Below are 23,882 nucleotides of genomic sequence, written 5' to 3'. Positions count from 1 at the left end.
AGTTTTGCCATTTTTTGGCCTATTTACAAAGGTATTATTTATAAAACCCTTCTAAGTTTGTTTCATTACTAAAAATCAAACTGTCATGAAAAACAAACAAGAAAACACAGGAAGAAACAATGCATCATTTGGGGTTATACTTTTGATCATTGGAGGTATTTTATTATTAGATAGAATGGATGTAATAGAGTTCAGCTGGATATTTAGCTGGCCATTTATCTTTATCGGGATTGGTATTTATTCTTTAGTTCGACATGGTTTAAGAAATGGATTTGGCCTCATCATGTTGTTGGTCGGTAGTTTTTTCTTAATCAGACGAGAGGGGTTTATTCCAGCTGAATACTATGATTACTTGTTACCAGGAGGTATCATTTTAATAGGATTATATTTGATCCTTGGCCGCAGCCGCAAGTTTGGTTTCCATAAAGGAGATTCCGAACACGGCTCTGATGAAGACTTAGGTCTTTCTGATTCTAAAACAGTGGAAAGTGATTTTATAAGAGCCGAGGCGGTATTTGCGTCTGTTCAAAGACGGTTGATTACCAAGAATTTTAAAGGTGGGAAAATTACAACTGCTTTCGGAGGAGCGGACATTGATTTATCCAAAGCAGAAATTCAAGATAGTGCCGTTTTAGATGTGGAAGTCACTTTTGGGGGATTGAAACTGATTATTCCGCCCCATTGGGAAGTGCAAGCTGACGTTAGCAATGTATTCTCTGGAATTGAAGACAAAAGAGCTTTTCCTTCTGTGGATGAAGCCGATAGGAAAATTTTGTATATCAAGGGCTCGGTTAATTTTGGTGGATTAGAGTTTAAATCTTATTGATTCCTGCCTAATTCGGTCTGACGGTTAGAACCGTCTGACCGATAATTGGAACTGCTATTTTGTAGATTTAAACCTTGGGGGTTAGATAACCTGACAAGGTTTCTCTTACACAATATTTAATTTTACTTAATAATTCCTACTAGATTTAGAAATGTTTTTGCAATTCATTCGTCATCAAAATAGATCGTGGATAAAGCTATCAGCCATTCTTTTAGTATGGCTTGGCTTATCCATTTTTTTATTGATGCATTATGGGCTTGATTTTTCATCTGCTTTAATAGACAGTATATTATTTAGCCTTTTAGTGATATTTGGATTTATGTTGCTGGATAATATTTTCAAGTTTTATACGCCCACCAAAGGCAATAAGGTTTTGCTGGTGGTTTTCCCTCTCATCTTATCTTTGCTCATATTATATTCAGGAGATTTTTTAATAAAATGGGTAGTGCCTTCCAATTTTAAAAACATCACTTTTCTTAATGAAGCTTTTGTTCTGAGAGGATTTATCATCTTGCTGATTTTTCTTTCCTATTCCTTATTGCTAAATCTCCAAGGAAAGCTACAGGAACAAGTAGAGGCAGAAGAAAGGGAGGTGAAAATGCAAAAAATGGCAAATGAGGCAGAACTTCATCAGCTTCGTCAACAACTACAACCACATTTTTTGTTTAACAGCTTGAATTCTATTAGTTCTTTAGTGAAAGTGAAACCCGAAAAGGCCAGAGAAATGGTGTTACAATTATCAGACTTTTTAAGAGGTACCATCCAGAAAGAAGCTGATAGGTGGATTCAGGTAGAAGATGAGATCCAGTTTTTAAATTTATTTATTGATATTGAAAAAGTAAGGTTCGGACACAGACTACAAGTCAATTTTGATATTGAGGCTGGCATTGAGCAATTGAAATTGCCTCAATTAATGGTCCAACCATTATTAGAAAATGCTATTAAGCATAGTCTATATGGTTTAACAGGAGATGTTGCCATTAATGTGCAGTTTAAGAAAATGAAAAAGAGTCTTGAAATCATCATTGAAAATCCATTTGATCCAAAAGCAGGTCAGACAAAAGGAGCTGGATTTGGTTTGGAAGCTGTCCGAAGACGATTATTTTTAATTTTTGGACGATATGATTTACTTAAAACTACTGCCTTATCTCAGCAATTTAAAGTTGAACTATTAATTCCTCAAATCTCATGATAAAGACTATAATAATTGATGATGAACCCTTGGCAACAAATTTAGTTGCTGAATACTTGTCGAAATTTCCAGATTTTGAGATTGTAGCCATTTGTCATGATGGTTTTGAAGGTATTAAAGCCATTCACCAACATCAACCCAATTTAATTTTTCTTGATGTTCAAATGCCAAAAATAAATGGTTTTGAAATGTTGGAATTACTGGAAGAAATTCCATCCGTTATTTTCACCACTGCTTTTGATGAATATGCTATGAAAGCGTTTGAGGTTCATGCTGTTGATTATTTGCTGAAACCTTTTTCTCAAGATAGATTTGATAAGGCGATTGAAAAATTTAAACAGACTGGTAAAGGACAAAACATTCAAGAGCTACTCGATAATGAAACCACAGAAACTATAGCTTCTTTAAGCAGAATTGTCCTAAGGGATCGGAATGATATCAAAATTATTCCCACTAAGGAAATTCAATATTTAGAAGCCAATGATGATTATGTAAATATTTATACTAAGGAGGGAAAGTTCTTAAAAAACAAAACCTTAAGCTATTTTGAAAATCATTTGCAAGCAGAATCATTTGTTCGGGTCCATCGGTCTTACATTGTGAAAATAGCCGAGATCACAAAAATTGAGGCTTATAAGAAGGATAGTCACCTAGTAATATTAACAAGTGGAGAAAAGATTCCAGTGAGTAAGACGGGTTACCCCAAATTGAAAAGTGCTTTAGGGATATAACACGGTCCTCGCCCCCTGAACCCACCAAGGAGGAAGAGACAACACTAAATTCAAGCTACAATTTGTAGTTTTCGGATCTGAATTGAAAAAATGGCAGGTCGTGACCTGCCATGTATATTTTCTTTTGGAATTGATTTAAAGCAAAGTGGTGGGACATACATATTCACTAATAGGAATATTGGTTTCTTTGATGCCTTTAAAACCATCTCTTACATCTATAAATTTTTCCCAACCTCTTGCTTTTAAAATGGAGGCAGCTAGCATACTTCTATAACCACCGGCACAATGAATGATGAAAGGCTTATCTTTCGGTAACTCAGCCAAATGAGAGTTGATCTGGTTTAGTGGAATATTTTGTGCTCCTATAACGTGCTCAGAATCAAATTCACTTTTCTTCCTAACATCAAAAATTAATGGCACATCTTTCATTTCACAGGCTAATTCTCTTGCATCAATCCGGCTTACTTTGTCAATTTCTTTATGGGCGTATTTCCAATTGTTAAATCCTCTGTCCAAGTATCCAATGGTGTGATCGTAACCTATACGTGATAGTCTGATCATAGCTTCTTCTTCTTTGCCCTCTTCAGCAACCAACAAGATTTTTTGTTTTATATCCGCAACCATTTCACCAACCCACATGGCAAAATTTCCATCCAATCCTATATTGATACTGTTGGGGATAAAACCTTTGGAAAATTCTTCAGCATTGCGAGTGTCTAAAACTAATGCACCGGTTTCATTGGCAGCAGCCTCAAAAGCTTCTGGACTAAGCGGTACTTTGGCTTTCTCTAGTACGTGGTCAATGCTTTCATATCCTTGAATATTCATCAATACGTTTTTCGGAAAATAACCTGGAGGAGGGGTTAAACCAGTCAATAATTGCTTAATGAATTCTTCTTTTTCCATGGGTTGTAACGCATAATTGGTTTCTTTTTGATGACCTAAAGTATCGGTGGTTTCCTTGCTCATCATTTTACCACAGGCACTTCCTGCACCATGATTTGGATATACAATCAAGTGGTCAGCTAAAGGAAGAATTTTTTCATGTAAGGAGTCGTATAGATGTCCTGCTAATTTTTCTTCAGTAAGGTCTTCAATTACATGTTGAGCCAAATCAGGTCTGCCTACATCCCCGATAAATAAAGTATCTCCAGTAATGATGCCTTGATCATCACCATTCTCATCTATCAGAAGATACGTGGTACTTTCCATAGTATGGCCAGGTGTATGCAGCACTTTAATTTTGTAATTTCCAACTTCAAAAATATCATTATCTTGCGCAACTATAGCCTCAAAATGTGGTTTAGCTGTTGGGCCATATACAATTTTAGCTCCTGTTTTTTTGGCTAAATCCAAATGACCGCTCACAAAGTCTGCGTGAAAGTGCGTTTCAAAAACATACTTAACTTTCGCTTTGTCTTTTGTTGCTCTGTCTATATAAGGCTGCACTTCTCTTAAAGGATCGAAAATTGCAGCTTCTCCGTTATTTTCAATATAATATGCTGCGTGTGCTAGGCATCCGGTGTAGATTTGTTCGATTTTCATAGCTTTAGGGAAATTTAGTTTTAAATAAATTTACGCATTGATAATCAATAGGTTAGTAACTTTGATGACATTTATTGTTAACTATGATCTATATCTGAATATTAGATGATTATTGTCAGGATATTTTTGTTTTAAAAAATTAGTTTATTAATTTAAATCTATTGAAGTCCACTTTACTTTTTGAATGGACTGTGTTTATAAAGTTTTATACATTTAAGAATAGTAATCCAAGATCCAAATAGTTGAATATGCATAGATTGCTAGTATTACTTGCTTTAAGTATTTTACCCATTGGATTGTCGGCTCAAATCAATTTTGGTGCTACTGTTGGACTTAAAATTCATCATTCAGATTTAAACACCAGTGGTCGCTATCAGGGTGTAGATTTACGGTTACATTCAGATAATGGACGTGGATATAATCAAGGAGGTGTATTTTTGGAAATCCCCAGTAAGAGATTTGATTTTCTTTCCTTGAGGTTTAATGCGAAAACCCATAATCAAGTTTATTTTTTAACGGTTTTAGATTATGATCCACCGCCTGAAAAAGGTGCGATCATGATACCTAATGGAAAAACATTTTTTGCTCTTTACCAGTCCTATTTGTTTAATGTGATGCCCTCATTAGTGGTGAAACGAAAAATAGAATATAGGTTTAGTTTAGGCTATGAATTAAATTATATGCATCATAAAAATAAAGAGGGCATATTCCCTTATGATGCTAGTGAGAGATGGTTATCAAGACCTACAAATCAGAAATTATTGGATTTTGCCAATGAAGCCATTATTCAAAATCCAATGAAAACCTTTAATCATAATCTTGTTTTAGTGGCCGAAGCACGATATTGGCATTTAGGATTAGAAGTCCAATATGATGCTTCCATTAGTTCAATTGCAGAGCCTATTAATTTTAAAGGAGAGTTTATCTATCCCTTTCGTATGAATACAGGGAATATTTCAGTTAATCTAAATTACTATTGGAAGAAAATATCCTATTAAATACCTGAAAATAGCTCAAAAGACTCCATATAGTCAGGAATGAAAACATTACGAGCTCCTTTTTCCTCTAATTTGCTTTTTAAGGTTTCCATCGCCTCAAGTTCTCCGTGAACCAGGAAAGTGAATTTCAAGGGATCTTGGAAATGCTCATACCAGTTTAGCAATTCTGTTTGGTCGGCATGGGCTGATAAACCGTCAATTTTGGCAAACTGACATTTTATAGGGACTTCTTCCCCATAAATTTTGACGCTTTCTTTACCTTCTAAAATATCTCTGCCTCGGGTGCCCACTGCCTGAAAGCCTACCATTAGCAATAAATCATTTTTATTGCCAAGCCTTTTGAAAAGATGGCTCAATATCCTACCACCGGTTAACATTCCGCTAGCTGAAATGATTATGGCTCGATTTTCCAAGCTGTCCAATGCCTTAGAATGCTGATGCTCTCTAACGTAGTGGAAATTCTTGTTATCAAAGATATCTTGCTCATGTAACCGATGTTGATCTGAGAATTTTTCATATAGTTTCGTGACGCTAATGGCCATCGGACTATCTATATACACAGGGAGATGTGGTATTTGTCCAGTTTTCATTAGTTCATTGATGTAAAAGAGTAAATTTTGTGTTCTGCCCACAGTAAAGGCAGGAATCATAATTACTCCTTCATTCATGTGCTTTAGAATATACTCTTTTAGTTCATCTTGAACTTTAGCTACCTCATTTGTACGGTCTCCATAGGTGGATTCCAAAAATATCGCATCTGCAGTTTTGAATGAAGAGGGTGGGAAAAGTACAGGATCTGTCTCTCTGCCTAAATCACCACTGAAAATGATGTTTTTGCTTTGATTTTCTCCCTTTAAGATCACTTCAACTGAGGCAGCACCAAAATATGTCCAGCAGGGTGAAAGATAATGCTGATTTTTTCATTTAGCTTAAACTCTTTATTGAATAATTTGGGAATTATTGTTTTTAAAGCAGCTTCTGCATCGTTTTGGTCATATAAAGCCAATGGGTTTTTATGCTTAGAATATCCTTTTTTCTTGGCAAATTCAGCCTCTTCTTCTTGTAATTTAGCTGAATCCAGCCACATAACTTCTAATAATGCAGCGGTGGCTTCAGTGCAATATACATTCTTTTTGTATCCTTGTTTTACCATTCGGGGAACATAACCAGAATGGTCCAAATGAGCATGTGTAAGTACAATGGCATCAATTTCTTTTACATCAATGGGGAAATCTTCCCAGTTTCTTAACCTTAACGCTTTGAGGCCTTGAAAAAGTCCGCAATCTATTAATACTTTAAAATCATCAATTTCTAATAAATACTTTGACCCTGTAACGGATTGGGCTCCACCTAAAAACTTTACTCTTACATTCATGCGAATTATTTATAGCAACAAGATGCAAAAAATTGTGGAATATTAGTAACTAAGAATGGAATTCATGCGATGACTAAATGACATCACATGAATTCTAATTAAAATTTAATCAGCTGAAACTTTTGCACCGCTACTACTATTGCTTTCTAATCGAGGGCGACCTTGATATATTACCTTGGCAGCACTACTTGCATTGGCGTCCAAATAATCGGTGACATGGATATCTACTTTTGAAGCGCTTGATGCATCTACTTCTGCGTTTTTTACGATAAGGTCGAATGCTTGCACCTTAGCTGCACTACTGATGTCTAGGTTCATTGAATTTAAGCTTCCTTTTAAGTAAGCTTTTGAAGCACTAGAGACCTCTAAATTTGACAGATCATAGTCGATTTCAGCATAGACTCTTGCCGCTGAACTAACATCCAAATCTAGTTTGTCACCTTTAAACCCTAAGATATGTACTGTTGCGGCCGAAGATGATTCTAACTCCTTTAATTCAGGCATTGTAATGATACACTTTACCTCGGGAATATTGCCTTTCCAATTCCAAGAATCACCGGAGAAAATATCCCAATCCCAATCCTTTTTATTGAAATAGACCTTTAATCTCTCATTTTTTAATTCGAATCTGAATTCCTCTAAATCTTCTTCATCTTCTGCTACTACTTGGAAATCATAGCCGTTTCCTTGCTTGATTTCAACAAATATTCCGGTGGCTGCCGAAACTTTACTAAAATCAACAATGTCATAAGTTCGCACATAGGCGTCACTTGAAAAGTCGAAGGGCGTGGCAAAAAATTGATCTGAATCTGTACTGCTATAAGCCCTGCTTCTGGTTTTTGTATCTGAACAAGTCAAGCAATTCAATCCTTCATTTTCTTCGAAAATCCAACGGTTATTATGAATTTGACTTACATTATAACCATTAATGTAGATGGTATTTCGAAGGATATGGCGCATTTTCCTGTGCATTTCAAACTCTTGCCCATAAGGAACATACAAAATCATATTTAAGCTTTGTGCTCTAAAGGCCGCGTCTTCTAAGAATTGAATGTTGGAATCAAACCATAAAATACTATCATTTTTTAATTCCACATTGTGGTAAGCCATTTTAGCGTTCTTTTCGGCATCTATTCTGCTAGTGCCTTGTGCTCTGTATCTTTTCTCCAGTTTTATCTTATCACCTTCGTAGCCTCTTATCTTGAGATTGGTCACATCATAATCTTCAAAACCGACTTCTTTCAAATTCAAAATAGCTACTTTATCCTCTAAATTGTATTCGTAGGTTTCAAAAACTTCTCCATCATTTCTAAAATTCATAGCTGTTGTAGGTATGATGATGGCCGCTGCTATCGTACTTAAAAACCATACTGCTAAAAGCGAAAATGCCACAGTTCTGTTCATTAACCACTTACGAGCCATCACACTAATTCCAGAAACCATGATGAATAATGCAGGAATAAGCAAGAATAGGAAACTGACGATGACTAATTCTATGGAAAAAGTGTTGGCTATCATTTCGTTGGGGATGTCAAAGAAGTTGATATTTGAAGATTCAAACCATATTCCTTGAGAGGCGAATAGTAGTACTATAATTATCACACCTAGTCCTAAACCGAACAAACTTAAAATTATTCCTAAAACTACTCTGGCCGCTTCAACTATAAAATTTACAACAGGACCCAAAGCTTTTGCTAATCCATTAATAATAATCGCTATCAAGCGGAATGGGAATAATAATATTTTCACAAGTGTTGATTCCTCCCCATTTTCAACTTTTAAGCTACTTTTAATATTCTTTTCAATATTGCTCAATGTAATGGGAGTACCTTCCATTTGCATTTTCTCGGTTACCGTTTTGGCAGAAGGCGTAATAAACCAAAGTACCAAATAGATGATCAAACCAGCTCCTCCAGGAATAAGTGATAATACAAACAAAATCCTAATTACCGCTACATCGGTTCCGAAATAAGCAGCTAAACCACGGGCTACACCACCGATAACTTTATTTTCCTGGCTTCTATAGAGCTTTTTTACTTTTTCGTCTTCTTGTAATTCAGGATTTGCTGGTAAGAAAATCCACATTACTATATAGGCAATCAGAATAAATACTGAAACTGGCTGAAATGGGATTAATCCCAAAAAGCCAATAATAAACAGCAATCTAATCCACAATACATCTATATTGAAATAATGTGCAATACCTGCAGCTACTCCACCAAAAATATATCGTTTTGTATCGCGGTATAATCTTTTTGTCCCAGTAGGTTCTTGACTTTGATAGTGCTCCTCGGTTTTTTCCTCAAAAGCTTCATCTGTTTCTTCTGCTTTTTGGAAATCTTCGATGCTACCTAAAGTGACCATTAAGGCATTTACATCTTCGAGATCAATGACTTGCTTGTCATCCTTAAGTTTAGCCAAAAATATTTCTGCAATTCGATTTTCTATGTCATTGATGATTTCCTGACTGTCCTTGAAATCAGAAAAGTATCGATTGATGGCATCCAAATAGTTTTTAAGCTTGTCAAAGCCATCTTCCTCTATATGGAATATTATGCCTCCTATATTTATACTTATATTCTTTTTCATTGCTTTAAAATTAAGATTTTTTTAGATTAATTGTAATGAGAAATTAATTACCAATTAGTTTTCTTCTTTAGATGATTTCAATTGCTCCTCGGTCTTTTTTTTGATCCTTCTGGCTGATTTGTTAATCTCACTCCAAGTTTCATCCAATGCCTTGATGGTATTCTGCCCGCTATCAGTTAATTGATAGTGTTTTTTTGGCAGCCCATTTTGCGCTTCTGTCCATTCATACTGAACTAAGTTTTCATGTTTCAAACGCATCAATAAGGGGTAAATAATGCCTTCTACCTTGATGAGGTCTTCTTCTAATAGTTCATCGATGATATCTGAGGCATAAACTTCACCTCTCCTTAAAATCTGCATTACACAATACTCCAGAACCCCGGTGCGTAATTGTGCTTTTATCTTTTCTGCTATCATAAAATTATCCTTTAATTAGTGTATAATCATGGGTTTTATTCCATTTATGATATTGCTATGCCAAGATATGTACCAGTTTCTTTTCTAGCTTGATGAAAATCTAAGGTTTATGCTTGAAATGTGCGTTTGGATCGACTTAGCTTTGTTTTTAATAATTTGTTGTATCAAAGTAGATATTTATCAAAGTTGCTCAATTTGTTCAATAGAGGTCAATTTATTCTAAGAAGTGTACGATTGTGAACAGCTCGTTAGATGGTTGTAGTGCGTTAATTTTACCTGGTCCCTTGTATTGGAGAATTAAAAAAGATTTCCAAAATTGTTGGTTTGCCAGCCACCATGGAATCTACCTCGGTCGGTGGCAAACCGACCGAAAGCCATGATGATATATTTAAGTAAAAATGGCAAAGGATAGCTAGTATGAACTTTTGAGTGATTTTTCACAGAAATCAAACCTGCCAGGTATTGAAAAGACAAAGGCAGGATAAATTAGCGCATTTTCAGGTGTTTCCACCGATAACAATCTGTACGGTGAATAAGTGAAGGTAGTATTTGCATAAGTGAAAATACCTCACCTTAGGAGGAGATGAAAGCGACTAGGTTTTTACTTGATTTAATCGTGAAAGGAATTATCATTTTACATTTGCAGTTTGGTAAAACCGGACGGATTTTTATAAATGTACAAGCTAAACAAAGACGGCCTTTTAGTTTTTTTGAACTATAATAGAAGGGGAATGACATAAATTTCAAAGGATATTTGTTAATTTTGATAATTGATTGGATTTAAATGAATTGATGCAAAAACTGCTTTACATATTTCTTTTATCAGTGCTCTCGTTTGAAGTTTCCGCACAGATTTCTAAGCCTAAATATGCCAATGAGTTTTTGGCGATAGGAGTGGGTGCAAGGTCTTTCGCAATGGGTGGTGCAACAGTTGCGTCTGTTGAAGGGGCATCTGCGGGATATTGGAACCCAGCCAAGTTAAGTAGCCTTAAAACAGATCATTCTTTGGATTTAATGCATGCAGAATATTTCGCTGGAATTGCAGCTTATGATTACTTAGGCTTTGCCACTTCCATAGACGAAGATAGCAAAATGGGCTTTTCTTTGATTCGCTTCGGAGTGGATGATATTCCCGATACCCGTTTTATATATGATGCCAATGGAGCCTTGAATTATGATAATATTCGATTTTTCTCTGCCGCGGATTATGCCTTTCAGTTTTCTTATGCGCGAAATTTAAAGTTCTTGGACGGGCTTTCATTTGGTGCCAATGCAAAAGTAATCCACCGAACAGTGGGAGAATTTGCTAAGGCATGGGGCTTTGGTTTTGATCTAGGTGCTCATTATAAATGGAAGAATTTAGATGTTGGTTTAGTTGCCCGAGATGTAACTGGAACTTTTACGACTTGGTATCACAATATAACGCTTATAGAAGATATATACACTCAAACTAATAATGAGATACCTGAAAACACCACGGAAATGGCGGTTCCAAGATTGGTTTTAGGATCAGCTTATACTCAAAAGTTACCCTATAAATTTTCCATTATGGCAGAAGTTAACTTTGACGCGACTTTTGATGGTGAACGAAATGCTTATATAAGCGAAGAGAAGTTTTCAGTTGACCCAAGAGCTGGGATTGAATTAGGTTACGATAATATGGCTTTCCTGAGGTTTGGAGGCAATAATCTGCAAAAAATAAAGAATTTTAATGGCACGGAAAGATGGAATGGTCAGGCTAATATTGGTGTAGGATTCAAATATAAGGTTTTACAGATTGATTATGCATTCACAGATTTAGGGAATAGCTCTGAGTCACTTTATTCTCACGTTTTCACCATGATTTTTAATTGGAATGCGAAAAAATAGCATTTTATTATTCATATCGTTTTTTGTTTTCTCCCATTTATCTTGGGCACAAAGTCCCCAGGCATGGATTAATTTCAATCAATCATACTACAAAATTTCAGTAGGTACTAATGCAGCTTTTGAACTCGACTACAATGACTTATTAGAAGTTGGAATACCGTTATCTACTATTGATGCTCGAGCTATCAGAATGTACCATAGGGGAGAAGAAATTGCAATAAGAGTTAGTGGCCAAAGTGATGGTAGGATTGACCAGGGAGATGCCATTCAATTCTTAGGAAAAGCTAATGATGGTATTTCTGATACTCCTTTATATCAAAATCCAGATCATCAACCTCATCAGTATTACAATCTTTTTTCAGATACTACTGCTTATTTTCTTACATGGCGTTCGGACGGGAGCTCAGGAAAAAGGATGATAGAGCGAAATATCATTAACAATTCTGAGAATTTACCTGATGTTGAATCTATTCAGCAATCCAAGCTTCAGCTGTATACAAACCAAGGGGATAGAGGACAGCGCTATGATCCTCAAAGTGATATTTATAAGTCCGCATTTGATTTAGGGGAGGGCTGGACAGGAACGGCTTTTACTACTGCTACAAATTTTACAGTAAGCAATATCAGGCAAGCAAATACATCCGCTTCCATCCCTAATTTGGAAGTACTCATTCAAGGACGGAATATGAGACCACATCAAACGGAGGTGCTGGTGGGGCCAACAGAGAGTAATTTGAGATCAGTTGGAACAGTCAATTTTGAGAATTATGAGTATGAAGTTTTCACTGCAGATTTAGAATGGTCAGATATTAACAGTAATGGAAGTATGCTTGTTCAGCTGAATCCACAAGCCGAAGGGGCCGACAGAATTTCTGCCTCTTACATAAAACTTGATTATCAAAGAACTACTAATGTTGAGAATGAATCCGGGAATCAGTTTACTTTAAATGCCAATCCTTCCGGCTCTTCATATCTAAGATTTTTTAGCACTAATAGCAGTGCCCGTCTCTATAGAATAGACGGTTTTAATGCGCCTGAATTATTGCGGACTAATAGGGTTGGAGCTGAGATTAATACAGTAGTTGAAAATACATTTAGTGAAACCAAAATATATCTTCAAAACCAGAATTTTATAACTCCAAAAATAGAGAAAGTAACTTTTAGGGATTTCAGTGAAATAAATCCTGATTATGTAGTCATAAGCCACCCTGAGTTAATGAAAGCAAGTGGAGACTACAATGATCCTGTCAGAGCCTATTCGTCATATCGAGCTTCAAGTGAGGGTGGAGGATATGATACCTTGACAGTGGATATTTTAAGGCTTTATAATCAATTTAATCATGGGGAAATTTCTCCTAATGCTATTTATCAGTTTACAGAATATTTGGTACAAAATACGAAAGCGGAAATGATTTTCTTGGTCGGCAAAGGGATGAATTGGTTTCATAATTATCATAGAAGAAGTGATATCACTGATAATTTGTACAACGAGTTTGTGCCAACGGCAGGATCTCCCGGTTCTGATAATCTGTTTGGATTTAACCTTACGGAAAATAACAGAGCATCCATTTCTTTTGGAAGATTAAATGCTCATAATAGTCAAATCGTAGCCAATTATTTGGACAAAATTAAGGAGATGGAAGCTAGGCCATTTGATGATTTGAGAAGGAAGCATTTTCTTAATTTAAGTGGTGGAGTTTCTTTCTCGGAAGTCAACAGATTTATTAACTATATTAATGATTTTGCAAATTATGAAACCAGTCCATACATAGGTGGTGACTATTCGAACCTTACTAAAGAAACAACCCAGGTTGTGGAATTTATTAATGTTGCAGATCAAGTCAATCAAGGTCTGAATTTAATCACTTTCTTTGGTCATTCTAGTCCTAATACAGCGGACATTGACATCGGAAGGGTTTCTGATCAAAATTTAGGATATAATAATCAAGGTAAGTACCCTTTTATTTTGATCAATGGTTGTGATGCAGGTGCATTTTATCAAATAGCCAAAAATGCCAATACATTTGGAGAAGACTGGGTGAATACAGCAAATAAAGGTGCAACTGGTGTTTTAGCTCATGCATATTTAGGATTTTCAAATGAATTAAAAAGATATAGTGACGTTTTTTACGCCAAAGCATATAATGATTCAAGCCTGATTAATCAGCCTATTGGAATTGTACATAGAGAAATTACTAACCAGTATTTGTCCATTTTTGGTAGTAATCCTGCTCCGCTCTATTTATCACAGGCCCAGCAAATGAATTTAATGTGCGATCCTGCATACAAATTATTTCCAGCTGAAAAGCCTGATTATGAAATTACAGATGCCTCATTAGAAGTTGTGTCCTTGGACGGAAACGAAATTGATGCACTGACACCTGAATTTGGTATCGATGTGATTATAAAGAATTACGGAATTACTAACGAAGATTCAATAGCTATTTTAGTAAAAAGAACTCTTCCAGATGGAGATGTTATTGTACAAGATACTCAATACGTTTCGTCCGTATCCTATCAAGATACTGTGCAGGTTAATGTAATTAATGACAGGCCCCAAAGTTTTGGGCAAAATATATTTGAAGTAATAATTGACCCCGCTGGTAAAATAGCTGAGATTAGTAAAAACAATAATAGTGCTCAAGTCGAATTTTTTATTTCCTTAGGAACTACCTTAAACTTATATCCATATGACGATGGCCTTATCAGTTCGCAGAATATCACATTAACGGCCCAATCAATTGATTTAAAATCACCTGAAAGAGATTTTCTGTTCGAGATTGACACAACATCAAACTTTAGTAGTTCATTTTTACAATCGGAAAGACTCACAGCCAGGGTAATAGCAAAGTGGGATGTTGAATTGTTAGACCAAGAAGATCAAGTATATTTCTGGAGAACAAAATTTGCTAATCCACAGGTAGGAGAATTAGATGAATGGACGACTACTGATTTTGTCTATAACTCTTCTTTACCAAGCGGCTGGAAGCAAAGCAGTGAAGCTCAAATCCTGCAAAATAGTATTGAAGGATTAACAATAGAAAATAGTAGTTGGAGCTTTGAAGAAAATACATTAACGCTGGAAATGAGGGCGCCAGGAAATAGTAGTAATGATAACCTTAGTATAAAAATTGATGGTAATGAATATGCAACATCCGGTAGTCAGCTAGGACCTTGCGCTGTTAATACACTTAATCTGGTTGCTTTTGATAAATCTTCTGGAGTCCCCTATGTAATACTTTCGAATGGGGGGTTTGATGTTTTGGACCCTCTGTCTTGTGGAATTCGACCTCAGGTGATTAATCAAATTAGGAATAGTCAATTAAATCAGCCGGATCAGTATTTCAGAAAGTACTATGACGAATTACCAGCCGGAGATTTTGTGCTGTTAAGTAGTTATGATAGTGTTGGTTGGAATGTCTTAAGAGCTAATAATAGAGCTGAGTTATTGGATTTAGGCGCTACTGCTTCAGCCATTGATAATCTACAAAATGGAGAGCCTTATATCTTGCTCGGAAGAAAGGGGGCTGGCGCTGGAAACGGTACTGAAGTTATTGCAGATCAATCCTCTTCAATAGCTAGCAAAGAGCAGACTTTATTATTGGAGGATCTCATTCAAGCCCGTTTTGAATCTGGCACCATCCTGTCTAGAATTATTGGACCCGCAAAATCATGGAATTCCATTACTGCAGTTTTTGCTGATTTGGAAGCATCTGATAACATTCGCTTAGATGTTTTTGGGATCGATACTGTTAATACTCAAAGCTTATTATTTTCTGATGCAATTCTACCCTTAGATATTTCCTCAGTGGATGCAAACCGCTTTCCCCAATTACGCATGAGAGTAACACTTTCCGATTCCGATAATTTGAGTCCAGCGAAACTCTCGGCTTGGCAGACGATTTTTCAGGAAGTTCCGGACGCGGTCTTGATACCTGCTGCGGAAAATGCTCGTCAAGTTCACGAATTAGCGGAAGGAGAAGAGTTTACTAAAACTTTTCAATTATTTAATGTGACACCAAATCCGTTTGAAGAACCGATTGAATTTAGAAGGCAGGTTTTCAATCGAGAATCAAGAACTTTCTATAATGAGGATAAGCAAATACCAGCTCTACAGGCGAAATCTGATACCAGTTTTACAATTTCTGTCAATACTCGGGGAAAAGTAGGAGAAAACGACCTGGCTATGAATGTGAATTTTGACAGACCATTTTCTGAAAAGCGATTTAGTAATAACCTTCTCAATTACAATCGCTTATTCAACGTAAAAAAGGATTCACTTCCTCCGTTGGTAGAAGTTACTTTCGATGGGATTACAATATTGGATGGAGACATAGTGTCACCAAGACCATTTATACAGATTAAGCTAAAGGATGAAAATACATTGATCAATAAAACAGATACTACCGGAGTTGAAATTCAACTGAGAAGTGATTGTGAAGAATGTATAGATGAAAGGCTCAATTTTTCAAATCCAAATATCGAATGGCTACCAGCTAGCGAAGAGAATCCTTTTACAGTTAATTTCCAACCCGATGGGTTGGAAGATGGTAATTATCAATTGAGCGTCAATGCTACTGACGCCAGTGAAAATTTGGCCGGGGAAGAACCCTACAAAGTGCGTTTTGAAGTAGTTAACGCCTCTACCATCACCAATTTTTATCCATACCCTAACCCATTTTCCACTAGTACACGCTTCGTTTTTACTTTAACAGGAACAGAGCTACCGCAAGAAATTAAAATTCAAATATTAACCGTGACAGGAAGGGTAGTTAGGGAGATATTGCAAGATGAAATAGGACCTATCCATATTGGAAATAATATCACCGATTATGCTTGGGATGGTAAAGATGAGTTTGGAGACAGATTAGCCAATGGAGTTTACCTCTACAGAGTTTTAGTGAGAAAAGACGGGGCTTTTATGGAGCAAAGAGCAACAGCGGGAGACAAGGCTTTTACAAAGGGCTACGGGAAGTTGTATATCTTGAGGTGATGATATTATAATATTGATCCCCAGTCGAATTTCGTTTTTGCGAATCCATCTGGAGCAAAAGGACTTTAGATTAACCTATTTCTTCCTAAAAATATTTTTCATTTTAAGTGTAGAATTAAACGTTTATTAAACGTATTGATCTACGATTACAGCTTTTAATATTGGTCTTAGGTCAATTTTAAAGGTTTCTTATTAACTATTAATTTATTAGATTGCCTGACATAAGGTATATATAGTCACCAGGGGGTGACTATATTCACTTGTTATGCTTAATTACTCATACAATGAATAAAATTTTAGCTCTATTTCCTTTATTATTTTTGGCTTTATCTTCTTTTGCCCAGACGACTAATAATTCAATTGATAAAACAGTGGAATATAAAAAATTAGACTTTAGTCCTGTATTTATAGGCGATGAGTTTTATTCGGACAATCGAAGGGAAAAATACAATCGGGTTGAGCCAATAGGATATTTTGGTGGCAATTATCAAAGAGTCTTTGTGCATTTCATTTCTGTAATTCAGGACCAAGAAAATCCATTAGAATATTTCGTATATGGAAAAACAAAACTCAAAGACAATGTTTCAGTATTTCAAGGCAAACTTGCTATTGACAAAATTATTGAATTTAAAAGACACGAATTTCCAGAATTCAATCGTGGAGAGATTACTGGTAAATATATCTTTTTTGAAGACACAAAAAACAATGGTTCTGGAAAATTCGAAGGACAATTTACTTCTAGCTGGTTACAGAATGAGGAAGAAAAGGTTGAATATGATGGTATGATGCTAGCAGCAGATGGATTTTCAAATAATCAATTTGAAGGAGTCTGGATAAGTTACAATTCGGGGCAAGAATATATCTGCAATTGGGGTGATTACAGAATTCCTAATAGCGGTGATCTTGATAATGGAGCTGGCGAGTTTTTCCCAAGTAAGGAATATCTTAATAAGGGCTGGCAGACTTATCTTGATCAATACGGAGACCCTAGCGAAGCTAAAACCAAAAGAGCGCGAGAATTAGAAAAAGAAAATTGGTGGTAAAAAATAAGCATAACATCCTGTCATAAATCATGGCTGTTAGTAAGTTATTGTTCCTTTGGCTCTTTGTAGAAAGCCCGGCAATCCGCAGGATTGCCTTATTTGTGAAAAATTAATTTAATAAGCCAATCCTTCGGATTGCCTCGGTAGTTAATTGAAATTTTTATACTTTTAATCAGCCACGAATTTATACAGTGGTGTTAGAGTGCATCAACCACCAATCAAAATGGGAATTTCCAGAATAATAATTTTAGCAGTACTCATTCTTTCAGGATGCAATAATTCAGCGACTGAGGATAAGCAAACTGAAAATGCATTTAATGAGACAAAAGAATCATCTTTAGATGCTCAGTTTAAAAACAAGACCATTTTAACATTAAGGGATAAGCTGGACGAAAAATATCAACTTGATTCTGTCATGCTTAAGTGGACAGACAGTTACGTTCCTTTCGTTAATGATGGTGATAGACTATATTCGGCTTCTCTTTACTCAATTCAACCAAAAGTGAATGATTTTCAAGTAGTCGCAATTAGAACTAATGCTGATCATTGGAATAGAATCCATTTGCTTACCATAAATGAAGATTCTCATATTGCTGATAAAGTAATTATTGCTGACGACTGGGGAGAATTGCTTGAAGCTGCTGGAGACACTGAAATTGTAGGAAGTACAAACATGTATACCAAAACGATTTCACCTACAGAATATCTTAGAACCAAAATTTACACTACTGAAATCATTGACTATTATTCTGATAGTACGACCTATGAGATTGACTCGATTACATCTAGAATTGAAATCAAAGATGGTGGCCATTTTGAGCTTACCCATTTAGACAGTATAAGAACTATAAAATACTCAGGAATCGAATAATACGCACTCTAACATCCTGTATAAATCATGGCTGTTAGTAGGTTATTGTTCATCCAGCTCTTTGTAGAAAGCCCGTCAATCCGCAGGATTGCCTTATTGGTAAAAGTTAAATTAACAAGCCAATCCTGCGGATTGCCTCGGTAGATAAAGCAAATTTTTATACTTTTAATCAGCCACGAATTTATACAGTGGCGTTAGCTTCAATTCAGCAATGAAAATTATATTCACACTATTAGCCATTTTTATATATCTGCCAATTTTTGGACAAGAGACGGATATGCGCCCTGACCAAATATTGTTTGATGAAGCCTTAGATATCTACTATGACGAAGAGTATGATTCTGCCTTGGTGAAATTTAAACAATTTGCAGAAAAGTATCCTAAATCTCCTTTATTTCCAAGAGCAAAATATAATATCGGCTACATTCTTCGAGACCTTGACAGAGACGATGAAGCTATCTTAGTTTTCGAAGAAATTTTAGCATCCGATTTCACTGAAAAAGACGAAGCTGGAGGACTTATGGAGCAATATACTTTATATAAACATCGTAGTGCTTCTCATTTAGCAGAAATTTATCTAAATGCTAAAGACTTCGAGAAGGCAGAAAAATACATTAAACTATTTGACAAAAAGTATGAATATAAGCACTTTGGAGGTAATGAAATGATGGCAAGCCGTCTATATACAGCCGAATCTTATGCCAAACTTTATCATGGACAAGGAAAAACTAAGAAAGCAATTAATCAGCTTTTGCCCTATATGTTTGACAATGGCTTAACAAGTAATCAATCCATAATTGAAACTCTTACTGTAGTACTAGAAGAACAATATTCGAAAGAAGAGTTAAAGGAAATTATAGGAAATGCGTACGAATCGTTAAATATTAAGGATGAGGACAACGCTTCCATCAAATTTTTAGGCAAAAAAATAGAAGTTTTAGACTATAGTCTTTTTGCAATTGGAAACCCAGAATTTAAAGAAAATTTAGAACTTAACAACCAAGAAAAATGGCAAAAGGTAATAAGGACACATCCGCTTTTTGAAAAATATTTAGAAAAATGAAAGAAGCTAACATCACCTATGAATGAATGGGGTTTCATCAGTCAGGAAAGTTTTGGCAGCACTTGGAAAGTCAGCCACAATGTGTAAATTTATTAATTGCTGTGGCTGTGTGCAAATGGCAAGCTTAGTGTTTTCTAAGCCCCACTCATTATAGCTTGGCGTTGTGCACAATGTCGTACTAAGTTAAAGGGATATGCTTTACAAAAGTTAAAGTCACATCCTTTACACTTACTCTGAGCAAGTGAAGATATCCAACAAACATATAGCAGAAATAGCTGACCTCCTAGATGCAGGACAAATTTGCTATTTCCATAAGCAGACAGGGCAAATAGAACATCATACAGACCCTGACTCTCCATTTTTTGACCCCGACAAATGGAAAGATATAATCTCATACATCAAGAAAGATAGTAATAATTTCATGAGATTTGAGCTAATGGACAGTCGTGACAGTTATAAGGTCATGGCTAATTTTGCGCACTCAATACAGGACACAACAATATCTGAAAAGCTGGTAGATACATTAGCTCAGCCAAAACCATTTCAGAATTTTAAGCATCAAATTCAGTACTTAAATTATCTGGACGACTGGTATAAATTCAAGCAGTCAGCCATGATGGACTGGGTCAGACAGCAGATAGCAGAATAGTAAATCACTGTGCACAACATAACATAAAACCTATTTGCTCAGCACCCTGTAGCAAAGTCTGTAGTAAGTAGCCAGCAATTTATGCTTTCACTTTGTGGCTACTTCATCAACGGGGGCCTGGACATTGTAGGGCTCGCCAGCTTTTATAGTAATTCAGTTAACTCAACTACTTGCCATCATCGGGCGGACCATTTTTTACCGACCCACTGGACTCGCTGTATTGGGACAGCATCACTTTAATCAACATTGTGCCTTGGTGGAAACCGCATAAATTGCTTAGTTTAGCTTTTCATAGCTTACATAGGCAAACAGGTTTTATGTAGGCGTTAGTGATCATAAAGCAGTCTCATTGAAGAAAATCTTACCTTACATTGTTATAGTAATTGTTGCTTGCTCATACAAGGATAATGAGACTATCAAGCAAAGAGTGTGGACAATCACTTATAAGGATAGAGATTCCACTATTGCAAAATTTGAAAAATTAGAAGTATATGATTCGGCTGGTGAATTGACTTATGATAGTTCAGTATATGCCCAAGATTATGGATTCGGAATTAAGCAGTATAATAACAATCAAGTTGCATATGAATACTCTGAAATACAGCCTAATATCAAAACTGAAAAATTCCATGAATACGCTGATAATGTATTAATCAAGACAAGAATCTATTCAGACGGTGATACATTAATCTCACGCTATGTAATTGACAGCAGGAATGATTTTGGTAAACCCTTAAAGATCTCAACACTTAATTCTAAAGGTGAATTTTTAGGTTATGAAAAACGAACATTTAAAGATTCTCTGTTGCTATCTGCTAAAGTTTACATAAAAATTGACAGCACTAATAAGTTGATAAATCGAAAAGACATTTCCTATGATAAATCAAAACGTAAAATTTACGAGACAATAACAAACTATTCTAATTCGACCAGGGATAGTTTAAGGTTTAATTATAATGAAACTGGACATTTTCGAACCGCCTCCTATTCTAAGCGCTTAGATTCTCCAACATACATGCTAATAAATGAAACGCATTTTTACAGAAGAGATGGTTATCTACGCAAGATAATAGAATATGACTTTATTGCGAAGGAAGAAAAAATTCATAATGCAACAATTGAATATTGGTAAGGAAATTAAAAAGATCACTAACATTACCTAAAAATGCATTTGCTTACTGCTTTTAGCAAAGTGAAGAGGTACATCGCCACAAAGCCAAACATTTAGTTTCATTTAAAGAGAATCCAGTCAAAGTGTTTCTCTCCTTTTACTGCTTTGCAATTGTAGTTATGGTTTGGCTTTGCTACTTTAGTACTTCGTCAGCGAGGTGTGGCAAACGCATTTTAGGTTGGCGTTAGCAAGCATTATGTCTGCTTTACCCAAGAAATGTTTTTCATAGCCATCCTCTCCAGTCAATCACTGTACCTAAAATTAGATGTAACGATTTCGACCCGTACACCTAGCCAGCAAACTTTACTTTTACCTAAAACGCCCTTTTCTTTGTAGTTTCTATAATCTCCCGAGTCATACAGAGCACAATTCTATGCAAATCATGCTCGATTTCCTCGTAACTGAAGGGAAGAAAATGGGCTAGTGTCGTTGATCACAACTGATTTACTTTTAGCTATCAGCGCTTAGTTTCAATTTGCGGGAGGTTCATCACCCGCCTGCCGGACAGCGTTTTAGTGATTTCATCAATCATAGGATCGCCAGTTTATCTGCAAGCGGTGTACCTTAGCGTGGAGACATTTTTAAATACGGCTTGCTAACACAATATAAAAACCATGCGCTTAAGTAGCCAGAATAAGCAATCTGCCTTACGACCGCAATTTTTGGCAATCAGCATACTATTTCTGTAGCTACCAAAGTAGAAAAAGAAACCAGGCAATTGGCAGTAAGTGAAAAATTGCTACTTTAACACTTTGAAAAATCGGGCGCGCACGGATTTTTATACGCGCCCGTTATAAGGAATCGTAAATCTCACATGTATGTTAAAAAGAATTTTATTTATTACGCTTGCAGTACTTATTGCTCTTCCAAGTTGTAAGACTTCAAAGCCAACACCTCAAGAAGTGGTAGAAAAATTAGGCCCTGATCCGTACTTCATCATTGATGGTAAACCTGTTGACAAAAGTGATTTGGGTAAATATGACCCATCAATTATAGCAACCTTGACAACTTTCTACGGAAAAGAAGCGGTAAGTAAATATGGTGAAATAGCTGAAGATGGAGCGATTGTTGTTCGGACAAAAAGTTTCGCACTCACGAAAGCGGAAGAATTTTTAAGTGAATTTTCTTCTGACTATGAAATAATGTTAGCAAAAACCGACAGAGGCGAGATTCAATATATTTTAAATGATGAAATCCTTAAAGAAGATTATGAAGGTAAACTGTCAATGCTTGACAGTAAAAATTTGAAGCGCCTAAAAATAATTGATTCCACAGAATTAAAGAATCAATATGAGTTGGAAGACAAAGAAGTAGGAGTTATTCTTAAAGCAAAAAAGTTCGACTGAAAAAAATCCTTATAACATCATATAAAACCCATTTGCTCACCACCTTGTAGTGAGTTAACTACTAAATAGCCCGTAATTTATGCTTACTTTTCATAGCTGGCAACTAAAGATAGTGCTTTGTTCAAGTCTAGTGCTTAATTAATCTAAGCTTTTGCAATTAATGAAGAGCATCAGTTTGAGGGGAAAGCATAAATTACTACTTTCAGTATTTCATAGACCAGTAAAACAACCGGGTTTTATACTGTCGTTAGCATTCATTTAGAAGAGTGCAAGATAAAAGCCGTGAGGCTATGACTTAATCTTTAAAATTTTTAAATTGAGTTAAAGCATAAAATTTTTACTTTTTCATAGACGCAATAGAATATGAAGTGTATATTTTTAATATTAGGGATATCTATTTTATTTTTTTCGTGCCAGGAAAATGATGACTATCCCTATCAAAGTTTTAACAGCTCTGACTATCAGTATATTCCACAGCAATACGAAGAAATTGGAAAAGTCTTCACTTTTATAAATAATCAAAATGATACAGTTAAGATAAGACCAAAGTGGTATGACCTTGAAAAGAAGTTTAATAGCAGTTGGGACTTAATTGTGAATACCTCTCAAAAGGAAAGTTACTACTATGATGAATTATGGATTTCGCTTGAAATTTTAGATAATGGGAATAATGAAGATTGTAATTTTATATCAATCAACATAAATAAAACTGCTGAAGGAAGCTTAGTCGCAGACTTGTCATTACCTTTTTATGATGAAATAGGGTGCCTTGGAAGCGGTTTTGAGGAAGAATCTCCCTTTCAAAATTTAGCTGAAATGGTAATTAACGATATACAATATTCAAAAGTAAAAGTAGTAAATCCGAATGACTACTTTACTCCTTATAAGGATGCAAAAATAGATAAAGTTTATTATGATATGGATAATGGAATTGTTGGCTTTGATGATACAGAAAATGGATTGAAGTTTAAGCTTATAAGTAATTAGTAACTACTCTTAGCTCACTCCTCTTCATCAGAGCAATTTTAGCTTTGGTTTCAATTATACTCTTTAGTTTCTTATTACAGCAATAATAATTTTAGTAAAGCACATCGGAATTCCCAAATTAGTAATCCCTCTTTAATCTAAAGCTTTGGGCTCCCTTAAAAATTTTCAGTGAACAAACTGCTCCTAATTCATTATGAATCTGATAAATGCAACAAAG

18 protein-coding genes are annotated in these 23,882 nt (G+C 35.5%); 13 read left to right on the top strand and 5 right to left on the bottom strand.

Going from position 1 to position 23,882, the window contains the following annotated elements:
* Nucleotides 1-85: 85 nt before the first annotated feature.
* The 3 genes from Q3Y49_RS18260 (at nucleotide 86) to Q3Y49_RS18250 (ending at nucleotide 2,749) form a co-directional block, all read left to right on the top strand.
* Entirely contained in the window at nucleotides 86-826 is a 741-nt protein-coding gene (locus tag Q3Y49_RS18260; RefSeq protein ID WP_303270079.1) for a LiaF transmembrane domain-containing protein, read from the top strand.
* 151 nt (nucleotides 827-977) lie between these two features.
* On the top strand, nucleotides 978-2,018 hold the full coding sequence (locus tag Q3Y49_RS18255) for a sensor histidine kinase (protein WP_303270078.1): 1,041 nt from the start codon (nucleotides 978-980) through the stop codon (nucleotides 2,016-2,018).
* Entirely contained in the window at nucleotides 2,015-2,749 is a 735-nt protein-coding gene (locus Q3Y49_RS18250; RefSeq protein ID WP_303270077.1) for a LytR/AlgR family response regulator transcription factor, read from the top strand. The genes Q3Y49_RS18255 and Q3Y49_RS18250 overlap by 4 nt, the downstream gene beginning before the upstream one ends.
* Before the next feature lie 135 nt (nucleotides 2,750-2,884).
* Here Q3Y49_RS18250 and Q3Y49_RS18245 read toward each other — a convergent pair whose 3' ends face one another.
* Nucleotides 2,885-4,294 (bottom strand): MBL fold metallo-hydrolase, encoded by a 1,410-nt coding sequence (locus Q3Y49_RS18245; RefSeq protein ID WP_303270076.1) that lies wholly within the window; start codon nucleotides 4,292-4,294, stop codon nucleotides 2,885-2,887.
* A gap of 248 nt (nucleotides 4,295-4,542) precedes the next feature.
* Here Q3Y49_RS18245 and Q3Y49_RS18240 point away from each other — a divergent pair, with 248 nt between their 5' ends.
* On the top strand, nucleotides 4,543-5,292 hold the full coding sequence (locus Q3Y49_RS18240; RefSeq protein ID WP_303270075.1) for a hypothetical protein: 750 nt from the start codon (nucleotides 4,543-4,545) through the stop codon (nucleotides 5,290-5,292).
* Here Q3Y49_RS18240 and Q3Y49_RS18795 read toward each other — a convergent pair.
* The 4 genes from Q3Y49_RS18795 to Q3Y49_RS18225 form a co-directional block, all read right to left on the bottom strand.
* Entirely contained in the window at nucleotides 5,289-6,155 is an 867-nt protein-coding gene (locus Q3Y49_RS18795) for an MBL fold metallo-hydrolase RNA specificity domain-containing protein (protein WP_367892460.1), read from the bottom strand. The genes Q3Y49_RS18240 and Q3Y49_RS18795 overlap by 4 nt on opposite strands.
* Complete coding sequence (locus Q3Y49_RS18790; RefSeq protein ID WP_367892459.1) at nucleotides 6,152-6,667, bottom strand: MBL fold metallo-hydrolase; 516 nt, start codon at nucleotides 6,665-6,667, stop codon at nucleotides 6,152-6,154. The genes Q3Y49_RS18795 and Q3Y49_RS18790 overlap by 4 nt, the downstream gene beginning before the upstream one ends.
* Before the next feature lie 105 nt (nucleotides 6,668-6,772).
* Nucleotides 6,773-9,256 carry a PspC domain-containing protein gene (locus Q3Y49_RS18230; protein WP_303270073.1) on the bottom strand — a complete coding sequence of 828 codons (2,484 nt, stop codon included), beginning with the start codon at nucleotides 9,254-9,256 and terminating at the stop codon, nucleotides 6,773-6,775.
* Between the two features lie 54 nt (nucleotides 9,257-9,310).
* Nucleotides 9,311-9,673, bottom strand: a complete 363-nt coding sequence (locus Q3Y49_RS18225; protein WP_303270072.1) for a PadR family transcriptional regulator — start codon at nucleotides 9,671-9,673, stop codon at nucleotides 9,311-9,313.
* Nucleotides 9,674-10,465: 792 nt separating this feature from the next.
* Between Q3Y49_RS18225 and Q3Y49_RS18220 the strand changes: the two genes are divergently transcribed.
* From Q3Y49_RS18220 to Q3Y49_RS18180, 9 genes are all read left to right on the top strand, one after another.
* Entirely contained in the window at nucleotides 10,466-11,542 is a 1,077-nt protein-coding gene (locus Q3Y49_RS18220) for a putative type IX sorting system protein PorV2 (RefSeq protein ID WP_303270071.1), read from the top strand.
* Nucleotides 11,529-16,535, top strand: coding sequence for a putative type IX secretion system sortase PorU2 (porU2, locus tag Q3Y49_RS18215; RefSeq protein ID WP_303270070.1), 5,007 nt, complete (start codon nucleotides 11,529-11,531; stop codon nucleotides 16,533-16,535). The genes Q3Y49_RS18220 and porU2 overlap by 14 nt, the downstream gene beginning before the upstream one ends.
* A gap of 284 nt (nucleotides 16,536-16,819) precedes the next feature.
* Nucleotides 16,820-17,578, top strand: a complete 759-nt coding sequence (locus tag Q3Y49_RS18210; RefSeq protein WP_303270069.1) for a hypothetical protein — start codon at nucleotides 16,820-16,822, stop codon at nucleotides 17,576-17,578.
* Between the two features lie 223 nt (nucleotides 17,579-17,801).
* Nucleotides 17,802-18,449 (top strand): hypothetical protein, encoded by a 648-nt coding sequence (locus Q3Y49_RS18205; RefSeq protein WP_303270068.1) that lies wholly within the window; start codon nucleotides 17,802-17,804, stop codon nucleotides 18,447-18,449.
* 211 nt (nucleotides 18,450-18,660) lie between these two features.
* Complete coding sequence (locus Q3Y49_RS18200; RefSeq protein WP_303270067.1) at nucleotides 18,661-19,512, top strand: tol-pal system YbgF family protein; 852 nt, start codon at nucleotides 18,661-18,663, stop codon at nucleotides 19,510-19,512.
* Nucleotides 19,513-19,753: 241 nt separating this feature from the next.
* A complete protein-coding gene (locus tag Q3Y49_RS18195) occupies nucleotides 19,754-20,161 on the top strand; it encodes a UPF0158 family protein (RefSeq protein ID WP_303270066.1) in 408 nt (135 codons plus the stop codon).
* Between the two features lie 349 nt (nucleotides 20,162-20,510).
* Nucleotides 20,511-21,293, top strand: a complete 783-nt coding sequence (locus Q3Y49_RS18190; RefSeq protein ID WP_303270065.1) for a hypothetical protein — start codon at nucleotides 20,511-20,513, stop codon at nucleotides 21,291-21,293.
* 857 nt (nucleotides 21,294-22,150) lie between these two features.
* Nucleotides 22,151-22,678, top strand: a complete 528-nt coding sequence (locus tag Q3Y49_RS18185) for a hypothetical protein (protein ID WP_303270064.1) — start codon at nucleotides 22,151-22,153, stop codon at nucleotides 22,676-22,678.
* A gap of 363 nt (nucleotides 22,679-23,041) precedes the next feature.
* Nucleotides 23,042-23,665 carry a hypothetical protein gene (locus tag Q3Y49_RS18180; RefSeq protein WP_303270062.1) on the top strand — a complete coding sequence of 208 codons (624 nt, stop codon included), beginning with the start codon at nucleotides 23,042-23,044 and terminating at the stop codon, nucleotides 23,663-23,665.
* Nucleotides 23,666-23,882 lie beyond the last annotated feature (217 nt).

This window comes from Marivirga harenae (assembly GCF_030534335.1).
GTDB lineage: Bacteria > Bacteroidota > Bacteroidia > Cytophagales > Cyclobacteriaceae > Marivirga > Marivirga harenae.
This window is presented reverse-complemented; position numbering and strand designations above follow the sequence as displayed.

Coding starts and splice junctions, on each gene's coding strand:
- Q3Y49_RS18260 (WP_303270079.1), top strand. CDS start 86: ATGAAAAACAAACAAGAAAACACAGGAAGAAACAATGCATCATTTGGG.
- Q3Y49_RS18255 (WP_303270078.1), top strand. CDS start 978: ATGTTTTTGCAATTCATTCGTCATCAAAATAGATCGTGGATAAAGCTA.
- Q3Y49_RS18250 (WP_303270077.1), top strand. CDS start 2,015: ATGATAAAGACTATAATAATTGATGATGAACCCTTGGCAACAAATTTA.
- Q3Y49_RS18245 (WP_303270076.1), bottom strand. CDS start 4,294: ATGAAAATCGAACAAATCTACACCGGATGCCTAGCACACGCAGCATAT.
- Q3Y49_RS18240 (WP_303270075.1), top strand. CDS start 4,543: ATGCATAGATTGCTAGTATTACTTGCTTTAAGTATTTTACCCATTGGA.
- Q3Y49_RS18790 (WP_367892459.1), bottom strand. CDS start 6,667: ATGAATGTAAGAGTAAAGTTTTTAGGTGGAGCCCAATCCGTTACAGGG.
- Q3Y49_RS18230 (WP_303270073.1), bottom strand. CDS start 9,256: ATGAAAAAGAATATAAGTATAAATATAGGAGGCATAATATTCCATATA.
- Q3Y49_RS18225 (WP_303270072.1), bottom strand. CDS start 9,673: ATGATAGCAGAAAAGATAAAAGCACAATTACGCACCGGGGTTCTGGAG.
- Q3Y49_RS18220 (WP_303270071.1), top strand. CDS start 10,466: ATGCAAAAACTGCTTTACATATTTCTTTTATCAGTGCTCTCGTTTGAA.
- porU2 (WP_303270070.1), top strand. CDS start 11,529: ATGCGAAAAAATAGCATTTTATTATTCATATCGTTTTTTGTTTTCTCC.
- Q3Y49_RS18210 (WP_303270069.1), top strand. CDS start 16,820: ATGAATAAAATTTTAGCTCTATTTCCTTTATTATTTTTGGCTTTATCT.
- Q3Y49_RS18205 (WP_303270068.1), top strand. CDS start 17,802: ATGGGAATTTCCAGAATAATAATTTTAGCAGTACTCATTCTTTCAGGA.
- Q3Y49_RS18200 (WP_303270067.1), top strand. CDS start 18,661: ATGAAAATTATATTCACACTATTAGCCATTTTTATATATCTGCCAATT.
- Q3Y49_RS18185 (WP_303270064.1), top strand. CDS start 22,151: ATGTTAAAAAGAATTTTATTTATTACGCTTGCAGTACTTATTGCTCTT.
- Q3Y49_RS18180 (WP_303270062.1), top strand. CDS start 23,042: ATGAAGTGTATATTTTTAATATTAGGGATATCTATTTTATTTTTTTCG.